14 protein-coding genes are annotated in these 19,743 nt (G+C 44.8%); 11 read left to right on the top strand and 3 right to left on the bottom strand.

Features of this window, described 5'->3' with window-relative positions:
* Positions 1-143 precede the first annotated feature (143 nt).
* From MHH60_RS12020 to MHH60_RS11980, 9 genes are all read left to right on the top strand, one after another.
* Complete coding sequence (locus MHH60_RS12020) at positions 144-1,352, top strand: HpcH/HpaI aldolase/citrate lyase family protein (RefSeq protein ID WP_232061116.1); 1,209 nt, start codon at positions 144-146, stop codon at positions 1,350-1,352.
* Positions 1,297-2,739 (top strand): phosphoribosyltransferase family protein, encoded by a 1,443-nt coding sequence (locus tag MHH60_RS12015; protein WP_081386804.1) that lies wholly within the window; start codon positions 1,297-1,299, stop codon positions 2,737-2,739. The genes MHH60_RS12020 and MHH60_RS12015 overlap by 56 nt, the downstream gene beginning before the upstream one ends.
* A complete protein-coding gene (locus tag MHH60_RS12010; protein ID WP_076134807.1) occupies positions 2,720-3,871 on the top strand; it encodes a cysteine protease StiP family protein in 1,152 nt (383 codons plus the stop codon). Before MHH60_RS12015 ends, MHH60_RS12010 begins: the two co-directional genes overlap by 20 nt.
* The gene (locus tag MHH60_RS12005) at positions 3,868-4,701 is read left to right on the top strand and encodes an HAD family hydrolase (RefSeq protein ID WP_036687429.1); all 834 of its coding nucleotides are present in this window, start codon (positions 3,868-3,870) and stop codon (positions 4,699-4,701) included. Before MHH60_RS12010 ends, MHH60_RS12005 begins: the two co-directional genes overlap by 4 nt.
* The gene (locus MHH60_RS12000; protein WP_076134808.1) at positions 4,698-5,753 is read left to right on the top strand and encodes an ATP-grasp domain-containing protein; all 1,056 of its coding nucleotides are present in this window, start codon (positions 4,698-4,700) and stop codon (positions 5,751-5,753) included. The genes MHH60_RS12005 and MHH60_RS12000 overlap by 4 nt, the downstream gene beginning before the upstream one ends.
* Positions 5,754-5,787: 34 nt before the next feature.
* The gene (locus MHH60_RS11995; protein ID WP_076134898.1) at positions 5,788-6,495 is read left to right on the top strand and encodes a hypothetical protein; all 708 of its coding nucleotides are present in this window, start codon (positions 5,788-5,790) and stop codon (positions 6,493-6,495) included.
* Positions 6,496-6,506: 11 nt separating this feature from the next.
* Complete coding sequence (locus tag MHH60_RS11990; protein WP_036687432.1) at positions 6,507-7,607, top strand: toxic anion resistance protein; 1,101 nt, start codon at positions 6,507-6,509, stop codon at positions 7,605-7,607.
* Between the two features lie 460 nt (positions 7,608-8,067).
* Entirely contained in the window at positions 8,068-8,856 is a 789-nt protein-coding gene (locus MHH60_RS11985) for a formate/nitrite transporter family protein (protein WP_076124688.1), read from the top strand.
* A 192-nt stretch (positions 8,857-9,048) separates the two neighbouring features.
* On the top strand, positions 9,049-10,665 hold the full coding sequence (locus MHH60_RS11980) for an ATP-binding protein (RefSeq protein ID WP_076134809.1): 1,617 nt from the start codon (positions 9,049-9,051) through the stop codon (positions 10,663-10,665).
* Between the two features lie 90 nt (positions 10,666-10,755).
* Here the strand turns inward: MHH60_RS11980 and MHH60_RS11975 are convergent, their stop codons facing one another.
* On the bottom strand, positions 10,756-13,035 hold the full coding sequence (locus MHH60_RS11975) for a TPM domain-containing protein (RefSeq protein ID WP_076134810.1): 2,280 nt from the start codon (positions 13,033-13,035) through the stop codon (positions 10,756-10,758).
* A 175-nt stretch (positions 13,036-13,210) separates the two neighbouring features.
* The gene (locus MHH60_RS11970) at positions 13,211-13,354 is read right to left on the bottom strand and encodes a hypothetical protein (RefSeq protein ID WP_167348483.1); all 144 of its coding nucleotides are present in this window, start codon (positions 13,352-13,354) and stop codon (positions 13,211-13,213) included.
* A 305-nt stretch (positions 13,355-13,659) separates the two neighbouring features.
* Here MHH60_RS11970 and MHH60_RS11965 point away from each other — a divergent pair, with 305 nt between their 5' ends.
* On the top strand, positions 13,660-16,782 hold the full coding sequence (locus tag MHH60_RS11965; protein WP_076134811.1) for an EAL domain-containing protein: 3,123 nt from the start codon (positions 13,660-13,662) through the stop codon (positions 16,780-16,782).
* Between the two features lie 117 nt (positions 16,783-16,899).
* Here MHH60_RS11965 and MHH60_RS11960 read toward each other — a convergent pair whose 3' ends face one another.
* Positions 16,900-17,994: a GGDEF domain-containing protein gene (locus MHH60_RS11960; RefSeq protein ID WP_076134812.1), complete on the bottom strand. Its 1,095-nt coding sequence runs from the start codon at positions 17,992-17,994 to the stop codon at positions 16,900-16,902.
* Between the two features lie 234 nt (positions 17,995-18,228).
* Between MHH60_RS11960 and MHH60_RS11955 the strand changes: the two genes are divergently transcribed.
* Entirely contained in the window at positions 18,229-19,743 is a 1,515-nt protein-coding gene (locus MHH60_RS11955; RefSeq protein ID WP_076134813.1) for a methyl-accepting chemotaxis protein, read from the top strand.

Below are 19,743 nucleotides of genomic sequence, written 5' to 3'. Positions count from 1 at the left end.
TGTTATAGCGTAGGCCTTCACTTATATTTGAGAGAGCCAAGATGCCATCCCCAAGGGAGAGTATTGCCGGTTCTGACACTCTCTATGAGGAGAGGTCTACGCTTGTTTTGCTTGGCTTCGCAAAACTATAAGGGGGAACCGATTTGAGATACTTCGATTACCTGACGAAAGAACAAGAAATCTCTTTGTTTTACACTCCGCCTATCTCATTTGATCATACCACGAACAAGGAACTGCTAGCCTACGCTGTCGGCGCTGCCCTCTATATGCCGGCTACCCGTGCAAGTGTTGCAGAAGACATCATTAAGCTCAAAAATGCAGGTCTGGTGACGGTTATTATAGATCTGGAGGACGCAATCGGAGATGACCAGGTTGACAATGCAGAGGAGTCTATTATCCAACATCTCATTTATCTAGCTGCTTACGCAGAAAATGAGCTGGATTCATCGAACAGCCTCCCGCTTCTTTTTATACGAGTACGTAACCCGGACCAACTCCGGCAAATGATTTTCCGCTTGGGATCCTTGGTAACGATGTTAACAGGGTTTGTATTTCCTAAGTTCTCTGTAGACAATGGAATTCAATATTTTGAAACGTTAGCTGAGTACAACAATACGCGTGGTTATAATGATCCTGTGCTTTACGGGATGCCAATCTTGGAAACTGCACCTATTATTTATCGGGAAAGTCGAGTGGACAGTCTGCTATCTATCCGTGATTTACTCCGTAATTACCGTGAACTTGTCCTAAACGTCAGAATTGGGGCAACGGATTTCTCCAGTCTGTTCGGACTGCGTCGCAGTCCTGATGTTAGTATTTATGATCTTACCCCTATCCGTGACTGTATCTCGGACATTATCAATGTGTTTGGGCGGGTTGAAGAGGGATATGTGATCTCAGGACCCGTCTGGGAGTATTTTGCGAATAAAGGTCATCGAGTTCTCCGGCCGCAGCTGCGGCAGACGCCATTTGAGGATACTTACGGCAAAAACGGCCGTGATATGCGGAATAGCTATATCTCGAGCAGTGTGGACGGGCTAATTCGTGAGGTTATTTTGGATAAAGAGAATGGAATTGTGGGTAAGACGATTATTCATCCTTCTCACCTTAGACCTGTTCAGGCGATGTATACGGTGATGCATGAGGAATACGTTGACGCTTTAAGCATTGTAGAAAGTAATGATGGCAGTCTGGGCGTGTTTAAGAGTCAATATTTTAATAAAATGAACGAAATTAAGCCCCATCTGAATTGGGCAAGACGAATTTTACTACGATCTCAAATATACGGGGTGTTACATGAACAACAGCATTTTGTCGGATTATTACCCGAAAACGAATTTACGCACGTATAACATAGTCGAGAACCTGCAAGTGAATGTAACCGAAACCTTTAACCCCTTTCATATGCCTCTGGATTCTTTATTTTCTATGGCGGCGCGAATTAATAAAAAACGAACTTTTCTGTTTGTCAGTAAGGTGCTTGGCAAGCATATTCCCGTCGATCCGTATACTTCACTTCTAAGCGGAGCAGCGTTGGCGCTGCTGTTATATCAGGAGATGAACGGCGATTCCGTGGATAGTGATCGTATGACAGAGTTATTGGATATGGCGGTTCATGGGCTGATTCATCCTGAATTTGCTAAGGAAGCCTATCAACAATTGCTAGCGGCCCGACTGGTTTTGCCCAAGCCTGTGGTTTTTATTGGATTCGCAGAAACGGCAACTGCATTGGGTCACAGTGTGTACAACATCTTTGCTGAGCAGGCATCCTATATTCATACTACGCGTGAGCATATTCCTGATTTGGAGTCTGTTGTAAGTTTTGTAGAAGAGCATTCCCATGCAGTTGATCATCTATGTTATGCCTTGGATACGGAACTCTTATCTGGGACAGAGCCCATTATATTGGTAGATGACGAGATTACGACCGGAAAAACCGCGATTAATACGATTCGAGATATTCAATCAAAGTTCCCGCGGGAGGAATATGTGGTAGTCTCTCTTCTGGACTGGAGAAGCGGCAGCAATCTTCAACACTATAGTGAGCTTGAACAGGAGCTGGGGATTCGCATTAAGTCGTTATGTCTGCTGCAAGGGAATATTGAAGTGATAGGTTCACCGGTGTTTAATAAGGATACAGAGCAGCTGGATAGAGAGGCTGCTTTAGAGTGTGAGGTTGTAACCACTTATGCTCAAGATGGAATGGAACGACTGGAGGTATCCTCTATGGATTCTTATGGTGAGATCAACACAGCGCCGTATATGAAATATAGTGGACGCTTCGGAATTGAGTCACGGGATAATCTGGAGCTTGATCAGGGTGTGAAACGAATAGCTGAGCAGCTGCGGCAATTGCGTAGAGGACCGAAAGCCTTGGTAATGGGTGTAGGAGAATTTATGTATCTTCCGATGAGAGTGGCGGCGGAAATAGGGGAAGGGATTGCTTACCAGTCTTCCACAAGAAGTCCAATCCACCCTGAGCGTCGGCCGGATTATGGGGTACATAGTGCTGCTGCGTATCCTTCAGCTGGTGACCCGGAAATCACAAACTTTATTTATAATATAGCTCCTGGTCAATACGATGATATATTTGTGCTGATTGAGCGTGATGTACCGCATGAGCGTATGAAACCTATGCTTGATATACTGAAGAAACTGGCCCGCCATAAAGTGCATCTTATTGTACTGACCTCGGAAAGAAGAAGTGGAGGCCCTACCTATGAAGGGAACAGTAACTGAAGAAATTCTAAATAGAAGTATAGCCGAACCGGTTCCGCTAGGCAGCTATTCTCCGTCAGATGTTATATTTTTGCTTAAGGATCTGAGCGATGTTTCACTGGAGCGGGCGACTGACGAAAGAGAGGCCGCCATTCAATCAGGTGTACACTACTCTGAGATGCTGCCCGTGGAATATCAGCCTACTGAGCAGTATATTGAGTTATTTCACGAGACGCTGGAGCAATCTGCGGAGAAGGTCGCTCTAGCAGTAGCGGTAGTCTCTGAGATGATTGTCGCTCAACGGGGACTTGATACGGTGTTAGTCTCTTTGGCAAGAGCGGGAACCCCAATTGGTGTACTGATTAAGCGATATATCCAAGAGCGATATGGTGCTGATCTGCCGCATTATAGTATCTCTATCATTCGGGGCAAGGGGATTGATGAGAACGCAATCCTCTATATTCTGCAAAAGCACGGGCTTGATGCTGATTTGCAGTTTGTCGACGGATGGACGGGGAAAGGGGCTATTCGCCAGGTATTGATTGAAGCGTGCAACAGCCTGTATGAGAAATATGGCATTCGGTTAAATGATGACCTGGCCGTATTGGCTGATCCTGGGAACTGTTCAGGCACGTTCGGTACTAGAGAGGATTACCTTATTCCTAGTGCATGCCTCAATTCTACGGTGTCAGGACTGATGAGCCGGACAGTGCTGCGCGATGATTTAATTGGTCCGGAAGAATTCCATGGGGCTAAATTTTACAAGGAATGGCTCGATACGGATGTATCCAATGTATTCATTGCGGCGATCTGCCCGTATTTCTCCTCCGTTGCAGAAGAAGCACAAGCGATTGCTGAACAGATGCAGCAATTCCCGCCAGAAATTACATGGCAGGGCCTGCGTGATATTCAGAGTATTCAAGAAGTGTTCGCCATAGATAACATCAATTTGGTCAAGCCCGGAGTCGGAGAAACTACCCGAGTGCTGCTGCGCAGAGTACCGTGGAAGATTCTTGTCGATACTATGGATAATCCAAATCTCCGTCATATTATTCTCTTAGCAGAGGATAGGGGGGTTCCAGTAGAAGTATTCCCTGGACTTACCTACTCCTGTTGCGGGATTATTAAGCCGCTGAGAGGTGAGACGGAATGATCTATGCCAGTGATTTGGACCGAACGTTAATCTATTCCCTAAATGCAATCGGTGTCCCGGAGAATACTCCGGGCTTGGTTCCTGCGGAGGTTGTGGATGGCAAGACGGTTTCATACATTTCCCAAAAAGCATTGGCTGATCTGATGGAGCTTACTTCCCGTATTATCTTTATGCCCGTTACAACACGTACCATAGCGCAGTATAAGCGTATTAATCTGTTTCAAGACACGATTATTCCAGACTACGCGATTACTAGTAATGGCGGGAATATTCTGATTGGTGGCGAAGTAGATAAAAGCTGGAGAGCTTCTGTGGGCAGGCTTGTTCAAAATGAATCGGCTGCGGCAGAAGAAGTTAGAATGCACGTTAGGTCTGTAGTGCACGAGGAATGGATCATTAGTGAGCGGTATTGTGATGATTTATTTTATACTTTTGTAGTAGTGCGTGATTTATTACCTATGGATGAGATCACGAATCTGGCAGAGCGATTATATGATTTGGGCTGGCGGGTATCCTTACAAGGGCGCAAGCTATATGTCGTTCCTGCCGCTGTGAATAAAAGTGATGCGATTGTTCATGTGCGCCGGACGGTTCGGTCAGAACCGATGGTAGCATCGGGAGATTCCTTGTTGGATAAGAGTTTACTAGAAAGTGCGGACTATGCGATTGCTCCTTGTCATGGAGAAATATTTGCAGAGCAGCAGAGTGGTCTTGTAAAATCAAGGTATCCCTTTACGAAGCAAGCGGGTGTTTTTGCTGGTGATGAAATTCTACAGTATGTAAACATGATCTATAATAACTTAACCGTATTGGGAGTTGGGCCACTATGAAAAAGGTAAACATTTATTTCAATCGCTGGTTTTCCGTCGCTTACCATTATATGAATCTCATCCGCAATAATGAGGATGGCGTTCCTGTACAAATCTTCGCCACGCATCCTGATATTCACCATATGTCACTTCAAGGGGCGGATGTTGCTGGGACTGAACCGGCACTGACTGGAATAGAGTATGTTCAATTCTGCGTGGATTTCTGTCGCCGCAATGAGATCGATATCTTCATTCCACGGTTACATATGCTGGATATAGCTTTGCATGCTGCTATGTTTGATGCGATTGGCACAAAGGTTCTGGTCTGTAGAGATTTGGACTTATTGGAGACCATCATGGATAAGGGTAAGTTCTACGAAAGTGTTAAGGAAACCGGGATTATGACAATTCCTGATTATCATGTGGTCAGTACAGCAGAGCAGTTCAAAGAGGCTTATCATGATCTTGTAGCCAAAGGACATCGCGTATGCTTTAAACCCACGGAGACAGAGGGAGGCCTCGGCTTCCGTATCATTGATAACACACGTAGTCCTTTACAGGAGCTGTTTGGTCATGTAACTCCGCTGATATCCTTCGAAGAGGCCTATCGTATTCTGGGAAGTGAACCTACATTCCCTGAACTTATGGTGATGGAACTGCTGGAAGGTTATGAATACAGTATAGATTGTTTGTCAGATGAGAATGGCAGGCTGTTAGCGGCTGTACCCCGTCGTAAAGCTGGCGGTCGTCTGCGGCTGATGGAGCATATTCCGGAGCTGGAGGAGATCGCTTCCCGGGTAGCAGAGGTATATAAAATACCTTTCAATTTCAATATTCAAATGAAGTATAGTGGTGGAATTCCTAAACTGCTGGAGATTAACCCCCGGATGTCTGGAGGTCTTCATATTTCTTGTCTGTCTGGAATTAACTTTCCATACCTGGCTGTCAAAAGTGCACTCGGCGGAGAGGTCCAGCCTGCGGAGTTCGGCGATAATGTGCTTGCCAGCCATGTAGAGCAGCCGCTAATTATGAAAATAAACGGCGAATCCGTAATCCCGGATCCCGTGAATTGAGCGTTCGCAATCTCGCTCACAAGAGGTGAGAAAAATTAAATTTAAATCGAAAGTGTTGCTGTATGCCGGTATTGGCTATGTTGTCGCTGTATTAACGAGTTCTTTTTTGCCTGAGTTACTCTCCTTGCTGTTGCCTGTAGCGGGTGCAGCGGTAGGGGTTCTTGCAACGAGAAGTCCGAGAACCAACCTTCCGGCTGAGGTGCTGCCAGCAGGTCCGGAGACGGTGCCTATTGCTCCAGCTCCCTCTGCAAATGCTCCGCATTTACCGAGTGCGGCCAATAATGCTGCACCAGGTAATCCGGACAATAGTGGTAGAACTGAGGCTGAACCGACGAAGATTGGACCGGAATTTGCTCCGGTAGTTGAGTACCTTAGCATTCTGGAAGATATGATTATCTCCGAGGGGCAGAAGGATACACTGGACAATGAAATTGTCGAGAAATCACTGGCGCTTTTTGCGAGACTTCAACGTGTAATTCCGCTGCTGCAGGAGCTCAATAATGGCGATATTAATCATACGGTCCGCAGATTGATTCTGAAGGATTTGAATGGTGTGATTAATCCATTTTTGCGCCTAAGTGGTGAAGCGAAGACGAAGAATCGGAGAACGCTGCTGAACGGTCTAAGAGATGTTGATTCCAAAATATCGGATATTGCTTCGACGATCGAACATAAAGACCTGATGGAACTTCAGACGAAGGCGGAACTGATTCATCAGCGGTATAGCAGTTCCGAATTATAGGAGGGAAACCCATGTCCACGCAGTTGATCCAATTAAAAAAAGAAGATGAACAAAAGGTAGTCGAAGAAGCCGCGCAATTGATCGAGAAGGTATCCCAGACAGATACAGTCACGCTGGATTCTTTAATGGATGATATTGGAAAGCTTGGGGTGAAGACGCAGGAAAAAGCAGGCCAAACCCTCAAGCTGCTGGATCGTCCGGTAAATGACCTGATGTCCGGTAAGCGTGTTGAAGTGCCTAACATGATTATGAAGCTGCGGAATGAGTGTGAAAATCTGCAACAGAGTAAGAATGTTAGCTTTTTCGGCAAAATGCTGCGGAAGAGTCCGATGAAGAACTATGTGTACAAATATCAGTCTGTCCGCACGAATATTGATGCGATTGTTACCGGACTACGCGACGGCAGAGATACCCTCGAAGAGAGTATTGTAAATATGCGCCAGCTGAAACGTACCTCTATGGAGGAGATCTATAACCTTCAGACCAAAATTGCCTTCGGCAATAAGCTAAAAGAGCTGTTCGAGGTGGAGATTGCAAAGCCTGAGAATGAGTTCCGTAAAGCTTATTTGGAGCGTGGTCTGCGTAAAGTGATGGTTCGTATTCAGTCCATGACAGAGATGATTCTGCTCTACAATCAAGCGATTGCTGCTACAGATATCATCAATGACAATAATGATAAACTGATTGATTCCGTGAATAATGCGATTGATAAAACCTCTAATCTGATCACAGTGTCGGCAATGATTGCGATGTCGCTGGCTGATCAGGAGAATGTTATCAACGCTGTAGAAGCAACAAATAAGACGATTGAAGATCAGTTTAAAGAAAATGCACGCTTGCTGCGTACGACTACAGAAAAAACGACTGAGCTTCTATCCAAACCTTCCATGTCTATGGAAGCCGTGAATCAAGCGATCGGCGATCTGCTTAGCGCATTGGATACTTCAGAACAGTCAAACCGTCGTATTATCGAGAGCTGCCAGGATTATACATCCAAAATGACGACGATCAATACTCAACTGGGCAATCGTCTAGGACTCAATGAAGCGGACAAGCCTGAGGCGCTGAAACAAGGTGAAGCAGAGAGCCAACTGAGCAGCTTCTTGAACTAATTGTTTTAAGAAAAGTCCGTAAAAATATAGCAGAGCAGTGAGCCTTCATTTCTGGAGGTTCGCTGCTCTGCTTTTTTTGGATATGAAGTAGCTTGCTTCAACTGCTGCATAGGCGTAAACGTGATCTAATCAAATGAAGTTTGCTGCAGCCAAACATAAAGCCCTATCCACATACATAAGTTGTCACAAGACTACATGTGGAGGAAGTGGGGATAGGCTATGGTTTTAGGCTGTTTGATACTCGTGCTTATCATCGTCGCCAGCAGTGAAAAAGCAGAAGCCATTGCTAAAATGAATGAAGACAATTAGCGAGAGGTAGCTTCGCTTCCCCGTAATTATTCAGGGATTTTTTGCCGCGAGTTGGTTCAAGTAATTTCCAGCGGGTTATTGGGTATAATAACGCAAGGCTGTCGATTAGCCCATAATCAGCTGGAAATACCAAAATCCCTAAGGAGGTCACATGGAGAACGAGGCACTGCTTCAGGTTGAACAATTAGCACTTAAGAAACAGAAGATATTCCGGCAAAGCGTAATGCGCTATATTGCCAGAGCCATGCTGGCCAGTATGTTTATCGGATTCGGTGTAATTGTAGCATTTAAGACAGGCAACTATTTCTTTATGGAGCAATCCCCCTTTGCTTATCCAATGGCTGCGATTACTTTCGGAGCGGCTATTATTCTAATTTCTTTTGGTGGCGGGGATTTATTCACCGGAGATACTTTTTATTACACATACACGGCACTAAGACGGAAAATGAAATGGTCTGAGGTTGTCCGGATGTGGATCATGAGTTATATCGGTAATATTCTTGGAGCTGCCGTTTTTGCCTTGCTGATTTTTTTGACAGGACTGTTCTATAGCTCAGATGTAAACGGATTTTTGCTATATGTAGTGGAGCATAAGATGGAAGCCCCGGCTGGTCAGCTTTTCTTTCGGGCTATTCTTTGTAACTGGCTCGTTTGTATGGCTTTTTTTATACCGATGAATATGAAAGGCGATGGGGCCAAAATGTTTGCCATGGTCTTATTCGTATTCTGTTTTTTCATCTCCGGCTATGAGCATAGTATTGCCAATATGTGTACCTTTGCGATTGCGCTTGTACTTGATCATCCCGGAACGGTATCGTGGTATGGCGTGGTGCATAACCTTGTCCCCGTTACGATCGGCAATTTAATTGGCGGTGGCGTACTGATGGGGGTAATGTATTATTATGTGAATAAACCTTTTTTGGATGACACTAAGCATTAATAGAAAAACAGAAAATAATAATCCTCCAAAACTTCGCTCTTTTATAGGGGTGGAGTTTTTTTGTGCAGAAAGTTATTTTTTAACATTGGGATTATTTGATTTTTAAGGATTGAAAAGGATTAGAGGGAGAGAGGTAGAATACATAATTATGCAATGCAAAATTGAAGATTCATACAGAATGGGGTAAGGGCTTTGGATGAGACAACAGGGATACTGACGGATGAGACCATTATTAAGGCTTCCAATCAGCATTGTATAGACCAAGGAATTGATCCTGAGCAACCGCCTGTCTTTGCAAAGGGATATTCTACTGATGAATTGGGGGCACAGCTTAGCGCATATAGTGAAGTGATTGAGGTTATCGAATTTTTTGTCAAAAAATTTCTTTCCTCAGTCAAAGGGAACCCGATCCTAGTCACGATTTCGGATGATGCAGGTTATCTATTGGCGTTCCAAGGAGATGCGACGATTATTGATCTCGTAGGACAGGTAGGCATCAAAGAAGGCGTGCAGATGAACAAAGAAGTGGGTACCAATTCAATCGCTTTAGCCCTTGAATATCAGAAGCCATTCCAGCTGACAGGACGAGACCATTTCCATTATATTTTGCATCATTTAGTGTGCTGTACAGCTCCATTTTATAAAGAAAATGGGCAAGAGATTTTAGGTACAATTTCATTTATGGCAGATATAGATGTAGCCCATCCCCATTTGTTGCCTCTGCTCTGTACGATGGCTGACTCGATTGAACGTGAGATTTTGTTGCGAAGAGGGAATTCTCAGCTGCAATTATTAAATCGGATTTTGCTAGAGACCAATTACTTAGGGGTAATCATAACAGATCAATTCGGAACAGTCGTGAATATAAATGAGAACAGTTTAGCCATGCTTCATTTGGGTGGTGAGCATCAAGAGTCTGTTGTTGGAACTAGTGTCTTTGAAATTAGGAATGTGGGCGCATACTTTCAACATGTCATCATACATCATGTCGCATGTGCCGGGTTAGAAGTGATCCAGGAGAAAAACGGGTTGTTCGAGCATTATATGTTAGATGTACTCCCCGTTTACGATGCAAATGGTTACTTAGCGCGTGTGATTGGAAGTCTGCGCAACATCACGGAGATGAAAAGAACAGAAGAAGTGCTGCGCAATACAGAAAAGCTAGTGGTCGCAGGACAACTGGCCATGAGCATTGCACATGAGATCCGCAATCCCCTGACTACGGTGAAAGGGATGCTTCAACTGGCTAATAAAGATTCACGTCTGCTGCATTATGATCTCATTATGTCAGAAGTGGAAAGAATGAATCTCATTGTGAGCGAGTTTCTTATTCTGGGTAAGCCGCAGGCTGCGCATTATATGACTGAACAATGTAGTACGATCCTGCTGGAAGTATTGAATATTTTCGCGATTCAGGTGGAGATGAATAATATAGCGTTAAATACAAAGATTCATTATGATGCTGAGATCGAATGTGACCGCAATCAGATTAAGCAGATTTTCCTGAATATCCTAAGAAATTCAATGGAAGCTTTGCCTTTTGGCGGGAGCATTACAGTGACTCTTGATGTGAAGGATGAATTCCAGGTGATTACCTTCACCGATAATGGAGAGGGGATGAATAAGGAAGTTCTGGATAAATTAGGAGAGCCTTTTCACACGACCAGAGGCGATGGAAATGGACTTGGCTTCATGATTGTCAAAAAAATCGTGACTGCCCACAGAGGATATGTGGCAATAGCTAGTGAAGAGGGAGTGGGCACGGCCGTTACAATTTATCTTCCGATGGCACATTTATACCAAAAATGAAACAGCAATAATTCATAATTAAAAAGACTCTTCCGCCCGTATAGGCGAAAGAGTCTTTTTGTATATCCATTTGCATCTAATGGTGAGGAATTACCACTTAGAGCCACCCGATGAATTTCCACCGGATTTGCCGCCGCCACCCCAAGAAGAGCCGCCGGAGGATTTGCCGCCACTGCCTCCTCCGCCCCAGGAAGAACCGCCGGAGGAACGTCCCCCACCGAATCCACCTGAAGAAGGAGGACCGGAGGACATTCGTTTACGGGCTTGCGCACGCCGCTGTTGCTCTCTCATCATGGCTAGCTGGGCAAGCCGTTCTTCCTCTTCCTTTTGGCGAACGATTCGGTTCGCTTCATTCACAAAGGAAGTGATCTGAGCGTCATAAGCGCGGCCAATCGATTCTAGTTCCTCCAGGTTGTAAGGCCGGGATGACAGCCGTTGCTCCAACTGGCTATATTCCGGCAGTAAGGATAACTCAAAGCGGATTCTGGAAGACAAGCCTCTGCTGTGCAGCATTCGCTGGGTCGTCTCTACCCGGCTTTGTCCTTCGGAGAAGAGACGTTGTACTTTATCCAGTCTTTCATTTAATGCATTTAGACTTTCAGAGACACCGTCATATTGCCGGCCAGCTTCATCCTGCAATGACAGCAAGCGCTCCAGCGCATCGTGGGCCTTGTCATATTCGCCCCGTTCATCACTGGTCCAGTTCTCAATTTGCGCCACTTCACCTGCGCCTTCCCGAAGACGTGTGCTCCACTCCATCAGAATGTTCTCTACGGTAGCTACATGCTGTTCTTCGAAATGTACACGTGCTTCTGTAATTCGGGCCTGCAGCTCGTCTCGCCGCTGCTTCAAATGGCTCCATGTGGTGCGGAATGTCTCTAGATCTCTGCGGTTATTCTGCCGCAGCAGTGCTTGCTGCTCTGTCATAGCAACAGCTTCATCCAGAAGCAGATCTAGACTGGCGCCGATTCTGCGCACCTCATCCATATCTCCTATACGCAGCGGCGCTTCAAGTGTCAACGATTCTACGCGGGCCTGCTCCAGGTGTTCATATGGCTTAACCTTCATATTGTGCAGTGAATTCTGTTCAATGATCCCGGTGATTTTGGCACGTGCCACAGCTAATACCGTAGGAAATTTATTTAGCTTATCATCGTAGAGATCAACATCCTTCAGATCCTGTTCGATTTTTCCCTGACGCTCCTGTGCATCCTCGGTAACCTCTTGTGCAGCAATCGGATCAAAAAGCTCCAATTGGTCTGCCTTAGCAGTTTCCTCCGCAAGCTCCTTAAGTTCCTCTACAATTTCTTGAAGCTCATACCCGGTTTCTTTAACTGCACCTTGCAGCTGTTCTTCAAGCTCTGGCGTATCCTCTTTCAGCTCTGTAATACGCTGTTTGACATTGCGGTCTGCTTCGCTGATGACAGCAATGTGTTTCTCTTCCTCTTCAAGCGCTGCGCGGAAGGAAGCTTCGGACAGCTGTAATTGTTTCACGGCTGTCTTGAGGGCAGCCAAGCGATAAAATGCTGGCTGAACGCCTTGACCTTCGCTTTGTAGTGCGGAGATTTCAACGAGCTTGGCGGACAGCCGCTTGGAAATACCTTCGACTAGCTCTCCCGTCTTCCCTTGAACGATCCCTTGAAAAGGGTTTAGCGATTCCAGTGCCCGATTTGCCTGGACCATTAAATTAGATAACTGTTTCTGTTGCTCGCTAAGCTGCTTGCGTCGACGCAGACCCGTAACCATTACAAAGAGTAGAAGGAGGATTAGAAAGGCTCCGATAAGAATCGCTGCAATCATAAACACGGAGCTGCTGGAGCGGTTTACACCATTCCCGACCCCGGCTGCGCTCCCGCTTCCTGCGGTTCCTCCGGTATTGCCGGCACGATCTCCGATGGAATGGATGGCATTAATCAAAGCCTTTGTCCCGCTAGTGAAGTCCCCTTTTTTGGCATAAGGAATGAAGTAGGTGTCGAGCAGTTTTTGGATGGCTGAACTTCCCGAGGACCCTCCTTGATTCTTAGACCAAGTATTTAACGAGCTTTGAAAGTCTGGATTTAAGAAATTTAGCTCAATGGACTGGTCACCAGCGGAGATCAGCAGTAGAAGATCCCGCGTGGACAGTTTCCACGAGTCATAAACCTTGTCTGCATACTTATCAGCTGGAGTACCGTCTGTGGAATCTACAGTGAGTACATGGATGGTCAGGAGTTCTCCAGTGGCGGTAGCAGAAATAGAAGCGGCTTCTGCGGAACTGAACATTTCAGCGTTATCGGTAACGAATCCCTGCTGGGCAGGAATTCCAGCGGCGTATGCACCAGGTACCCATAACAGGCTGAGCATTAAGAATAAAGCTATATACTTTTTCAAGCTGACACGCTCCGATCTGAAGGACTTTTTATTCTATATATTATGCTGATAATTATACTATATCATTAACCATCAGGTGACCTGGAGATACTCCTATTATTATATAGCTATGTCTGCATACCAACAAAAAAAGCCATGCCCCCAAATAAGGGAACACGGCGTATACTCGGAAGCATTATCTTGTCGGCAGACAGAGAATGTATTGCAATCTGGATTTAATTTCTTTTTGCCATTTCAAATCTCCAACTTTAACGGCAAGATTGAGCAGATCCAGATAATCGTCAACCTGTAATGTTGTTCGGGTAGAGGTAACGTTCATGGGTGATCAGTCTCCTTTTAACTTAAATATCGTAAATTGAAATTATTAACGCTTATAATAATGATAATCATTATCAACATTTATCGTTATTGCTATTATCCACATTTTCTATGTAAAAAGCAATATAAAAATCAAGACTTCGTAACTTTTATCATTTACAAATAAAAGAGTCCATCGAAAGATGGGGATTTGCGTATAATGTGTGGTTTTAGGAAAGAATTAGCAGGAATCTTACCATATTTTGTCGAATACTTTTTAGAATAATGCTTTAAATTCTAAATTTTAGCAAAAAGGGGAATTGGGCAATGAAGCGGTGCACAATGTTGCTTCTGATTATTTTTCTGCTTTTGCTCGTACCTCCTACAGCCGCTCACGCCGAAAGAGAGGATATAAGGTACCAAGTTGAACTGGAATATCCACCTTATAAATATGTAGAAAACGGGTATTTGACCGGGTTTGATATTAATTTGAGCACGATGATTTTTGAGAAGCAGGATTACCTTATTCACTACAGTACTGGGCAATGGGATGAAGTTTACAGTCGGCTGATTCAAGGAGATATTGAGATAGCAGGTCTTATGGCAATTACGGAGTCGCGTAACCAAGAGGTGTTATTTTCAGATCCAGTTATTAAAAACTATATTTCCATCTATGCAAGGCGAGAGCTTGAGGATGAGATCGATTTAAAGGCGTTGGGAAGTTATAAGATTGGGTTAGGGAATGGACAGTATTCTGCAACCGTGCTGAACAGCAAGGTGGGGATTACAAATTACATAGAGTATGCAACGACTCCTGAAGCTTTAAAGGCTCTTGAAAAAGGGGAAATCGACCTTCTATTTGAGAATCAGGAAGTGATCGATTATCTGATTGCTGAACAGAAATTGAAGGGGAGTATTATCAAAAAAATGAGCAATCTCTACCCTAGGGATGTTGCTTTTGCAATAAGTAAATCCGCTCCGGAGCTAGTAACTTATGTTAACGAGAGATTGGATCGCCTGCATCGTTCCGGTGCTTTTGAAGAGCTGTATCAGCACTATTTCTTCGTTCATTCAGATTATTATAAAGTTATGATGCGCAATAGATTTATTGTGGGAGCCATTATTCTGCTTGGTCTTCTAATCATTAGTGCGGTTTTGCTAAAAATGTATATTAATCACTTACGGCGTGCGGTTTATTCGGAACAGCAATTTTTTGAGGATGTAATAGAGCATAGCGGTATGGTGGTTTGGGCTGTGCAGGCGGATAAAAAGGTAGTTCGGTTTAACAATTACGCTGAGCGAATGACGGGCCTATGCGAGAATGAAGTAGTGGGCAAAAACATTGCGGATATGGAGGGTCTGACAGGCAGTACGGCGGCTATTCGGAATCTGCTGGAAAGGGCCGTACAGCTTGACTATGTTGATAATATCGAGCATAAACTTCCGGACAATTCGCCAGCGGCGCGGTATTTTTCATTTCGGACCACCTTGTTAAAAGGATTGGATAAGCAGGCAGCTGATATTTTTGTGCTTGTAGGAGTGGATATCGATGAGCGCAAACAAAATGAGCTAAGGCTTCAGCAAAGTTATGAGGAACTGGAAGCTACTTACGAAGAGCTGTCAGCGACAGAGGTCGAGCTACAGGAGCAATTTGCTAAGCTGCAAGTAGGTGAACGACGGTTCAGTCTCGCGACAGAGGGTTCTGGTGCATACATGTGGGAGCTTGACTGGGAGACTGGACTGTATAATCTATCGGATCGCTGGTACAAGCTTATGGGCTATACGGAGGATGAAATCAATTCATTCGAAAATGGGGTACTTAGTATTATTCATCCCGATGACCAGCCATCATCCCAAAAGGCAAGACATGATCATCTGGCAGGTTTAACCCCTATCTACGAGACAGAATACCGCATGCGGACCAAAGATAATCAGTTCGTCTGGTTTGAGGTAAGTGGTAAAGCTATCGTTGATCCAAAGGATGAAGTTGTGTTATTTATCGGTTCGCTGATTGATATTAGTAAGCGGAAGCAGGTAGAGCTAAAGCTGAGCAACAGTTATCAGGAGCTTGAGGCAACCTATGAACAGCTTACAGCCACACAGCAGGAGCTTGTAGAGCAATACGATATGCTGGTTGAGAATCAAAAACACATGCATCGTCTGGCTTATGTGGATGAGCTTAGTAATTTACCCAACCGTGTATGTCTACTGGAATCTATGGAGAAATATCTGCAATGTTCAGGAGGCAAGGCGGCGCTGTTGTTCGTAGATACCGATAATTTTAAATACATCAATGATACCTTAGGGCATAAATCCGGTGATGTTCTCATTCAAAAGGCTAGCGAAAGACTGCAGTCGGTGGTGCGTGAAGGGGATATGCTCTCTCGGCTCGGCGGGGATGAATTCGTGATTTTTATTAAGGATATAGAAAACCACGAGGATGTGCTAGACCTGGCGGAGCGGATCCTGAGAGCATTCAGGCAGTCCTTTTTAATCGGAGAGAGTTATTTGTACGTTTCCGTAAGCATCGGAATTTCCTTTTATCCGGAAGATGGGGAGACCACCGAGCAAATCTTGAAAAATGCGGACGTCGCTATGTACCGGGCGAAAGAGGATGGTAAAGGGACTTATGTGGTCTATGACAAATCCATGCATACTGCGTTTAATGAACGGATGAATATAGAGAAGCATTTGCGCAGTGCCATGAATAATAATGAGTTTGAGTTATATTATCAACCGCAGGTGGATATCCAGTCTGGATTAATTTCTGGTTTTGAGGCTTTAATTCGCTGGAATAGTCCAACGCTGGGCTTTGTATCTCCACTTTCCTTTATCAAAATCGCCGAGGATTCCAGGCTGATTATTTATATTGGAGAATGGGTGCTTAGGGAATCGTGCATCTTTATGAAAGGCATTCAAGATCGTATGGGCATTCCTTACAAGATATCAGTTAACATTTCCATTATTCAACTATTGCAGGATGATTTCGTCGAGATGGTGCAGGAAAGTCTGACTGAAAGTGGGCTCAAGCCTAGTTGTCTTGAACTGGAAATTACCGAGTCTATTTTTATGGAATCGTTTGAGAGTATCGTGAATAAGCTTCAATTCCTCAAATCCCAAGGCATTCGTATTGCGCTGGATGATTTCGGAACGGGATACTCATCTCTTAGTTATTTGCAGCAATTGCCGATTTCTACGCTTAAAATGGATAAGACCTTTATCGATTCGCTTTCGGAAAAAGCTTACAGCCAGTCTTTTGTGCAGACCATTATACAGCTGGGCCACAATATGGGGCTGGAGGTCGTTGCGGAGGGAGTGGAAGAGATCAGCCAGCTGGATTTCCTCAGAAAATCGGGCTGCGATAAGGTACAGGGATATCTGGTTAGCAGACCTGTTCCGAAGCAGGAAGTGGTAGAGCTTTTGGAACCGCAGAAGCGTTACGGAATTTAGCAGTTGATACACAGCCCTCATCTACAGGTGGGGGTTTTTGGTGTGAAATGCTTCTGAAATTAAGGCTTTGCAAAAAAACAAGCTCCGACAGATAAACAGTGTCTGTGGAGCTTGCCATTAGCTGATAACAATTTTATTCTTCCCGGTGTTTTTAGCTTCGTAAAGTGCATCATCAGCCTGCTGAAAAGTGGTATTTTTGGAGTCTTCGCCTGTGTAATCATGCATCCCGATACTGACGGTTATGCTTTTCCCTTCCATTTCGGCAAAAGGGGTATCGGCGACTTTAGATAGAATTTGTTGCATGATTTCATAGGATTGCTCAAAGGTTTTGGTAGTCAGAATGACAATGAACTCCTCGCCCCCGTACCGTGCGGCGAAATCATCAGGACCGATATACTCGAGTAGGATCGCTGCGACTTTTTGTAATACGATATCTCCAACGGAGTGTCCATAGCAATCATTTACTTTTTTGAAATTATCGATATCCATAACGGCAAGCTGCATGGAGAATGGATTACTCTGCTGATGCTCGATTAGCCAACCCAAATATTCGTGAAAAGTCTTGTGATTATACAGATCAGTCAGGGGATCTATCTTAGATAGACGATCCATGATTATATTCTGAATGCGTAATTCCTGTTCTGACTTGACGGAGTTCTGCAGGGATTGCATCAAATCACGTCCGCGAACGATTACTGCAAAACCTGCCAAAGCAGTACCTGCAAAAATAAGAGCGATAATGATTGTTTGGGTGATCGGGAAGTACTCGTGAATGGATGTCTTGGTGAATAAAATGATCGTGTACAGTAGAGAAATAGCAGAAGTGGCTATCATATAACTGCTCTTCAGATAGATCATCGAGACTAGTAGCGGGAACAGCATAATTAATGATTTAACATGCAACTCATCGCTGAGATTGACGATAATCAAAACCGCAAATAGATGGCTTGCAACCGTAATGGAGAGTTGGGCCCACAGAGGCCTCCATCTATAGATTACTTCTAGAATAATGATCAAACTCACTATGATGGAATCAGAAATCAACGAGTGCTCAATATAACCGTTCCTGGTTGGGGTTTCCGGACGCTGGCTCCATAAGGATAGAGTCACAATGAACTGAATACTTAAATACACAATCAGGATAATCCAGAATGAATTGAGAAGCACACGATTCCAATAGGTCTGACGAGGAGTTTGAGGTGTGGCGCGCATAATGTGATCCTCTTTTCCAGTGGCAATATGCTTATATATTCGACAATAAGCTCAGGTTTCCTCTTGATGGCTTTCTTGGAAGCGGGAGTTCAACAAGCATCTTTATAAGGGGAGATTGCCTGGCCCGGGGAATGATTGATCGAAAAGGAATACTATAGAAAGTATTTCCTTTAATTAACTCTGCTGATATAATGTTAGAATACATAACATCAATCGAGTGGAGTGGGAATAAAGATGCAGATCCGTCGAAACCAGATTTTCGTAGTCGTCCTGTTGCTTCTTGTCAGTGTGTACAGCTTATTGATTGATATGCTCTGGATGCATAAGCTGGTGATTATTCTGCTTATGGGTTCTCTAGGATGGTTCTCGCTGAATACATCCCGCTACGGTTATCGCAAAGAAGCGCTGCTGAAGGAGTCACAGGACAAAGTGGAGCTTCTTGGCAATGAGATTGTAGTTACCTCGGATCGGCTGCATGGTGCACTTGAAGAAATCAGCCGCCATACAGAGCAGCTGCAGCAGACAGCAGATTATTCACACGCGTATGAAACGGATTTAAGGATTCGCAGCAACGAGGCTAAAGCCAATATTGAAGGGGCCTATCAGACGATGGGCGGTGTAGCCTCAGTTACAGCACATATCGAAGAATTGACGGAAAAACTAGGCTCGAATATGCATTATGCTCGGCAAGGAATGACAGCAATGGTAGATTCCCTGAGCATTGCAGATGTGGTGATGAAGGATCTGCAAACACAGAGTGGGGACATGTTAGCTAAGTTTACTACCCTGAGTAATCATATTGCGATGGTAGAGGAGATCAATACATTGATTAACTCCATTGTGAATGAGACCTCATTGCTCGCGCTGAATGCTTCTATTGAAGCGGCCCGGGCCGGTGAACAGGGCCGCGGATTTGCAGTAGTGGCCAGCCGGATTCGGCAGCTGGCTGATCAAAGCAAGAGCTCGGTAGACCGCTCCTCAGGCATCTTGCTTGACATTAATAATGGAGTACAGCAGGTGCTGGAATCCGTTACGAAAGAGCAAGTCTCAGTGGAGCGTGGGGTGAACGAGGTCGGCACGGTGAAGCTTCGACTCGATGATATCGCGTCGAGAGTAGATGAAGTAGGCAGCGCCGTAACGGAAACAATCGATGCTGCCGCGAAGCAGGGCAAGCTGATTGTAGAAGTGACGACGGAGCTGAGCGGTGCTGTAGCGATCGTGAATGAGACGATTGCCAATGTAGACCTTACGCTGGAGCAGGTGACACGGCAGCGGGATCAAATTGGGCAGCTGAACGAAGTCAGCGCCAATCTGTTGGCGGAGTCACAATCGTTGCAGCAATCGGTTACTAGCATTGCGGGCAGAGCGGAAATTGAGATGAGCCAATATGCAGCCCGGCTTCAGGAAATGCAGAGTCTCTTGGAGACGATTTCCGCCAAGGAAGAACTTTACGCTCCAGATACTGAAGTTCATCAAGGTGTTTTGAATGCTTACATTAAGAGAATTCCAGATGTACAAGCCATTTGGTCCAATCGGACGGATGGAACCTTTATCTACTCCGAGCCAGCGGCTGGCCTGTTGAATGCTAAGCGGCGTGATTGGTGGAATGGGGCCATGAATGAAGGTGAATATGTCTCTAAACCTTATGTATCTGCGATTACGAAACGTTCTTGTATTACATTATCTAGAGCAATCCGGAATCGTCAGGGAGATGTAGTAGGCGTGGTTGGTATTGATTTAGCGGTGTGA

This window comes from Paenibacillus sp. FSL H7-0716, from assembly GCF_038002705.1.
Classification (GTDB): Bacteria; Bacillota; Bacilli; order Paenibacillales; family Paenibacillaceae; genus Paenibacillus_AQ; species Paenibacillus_AQ odorifer.
This window is presented reverse-complemented; position numbering and strand designations above follow the sequence as displayed.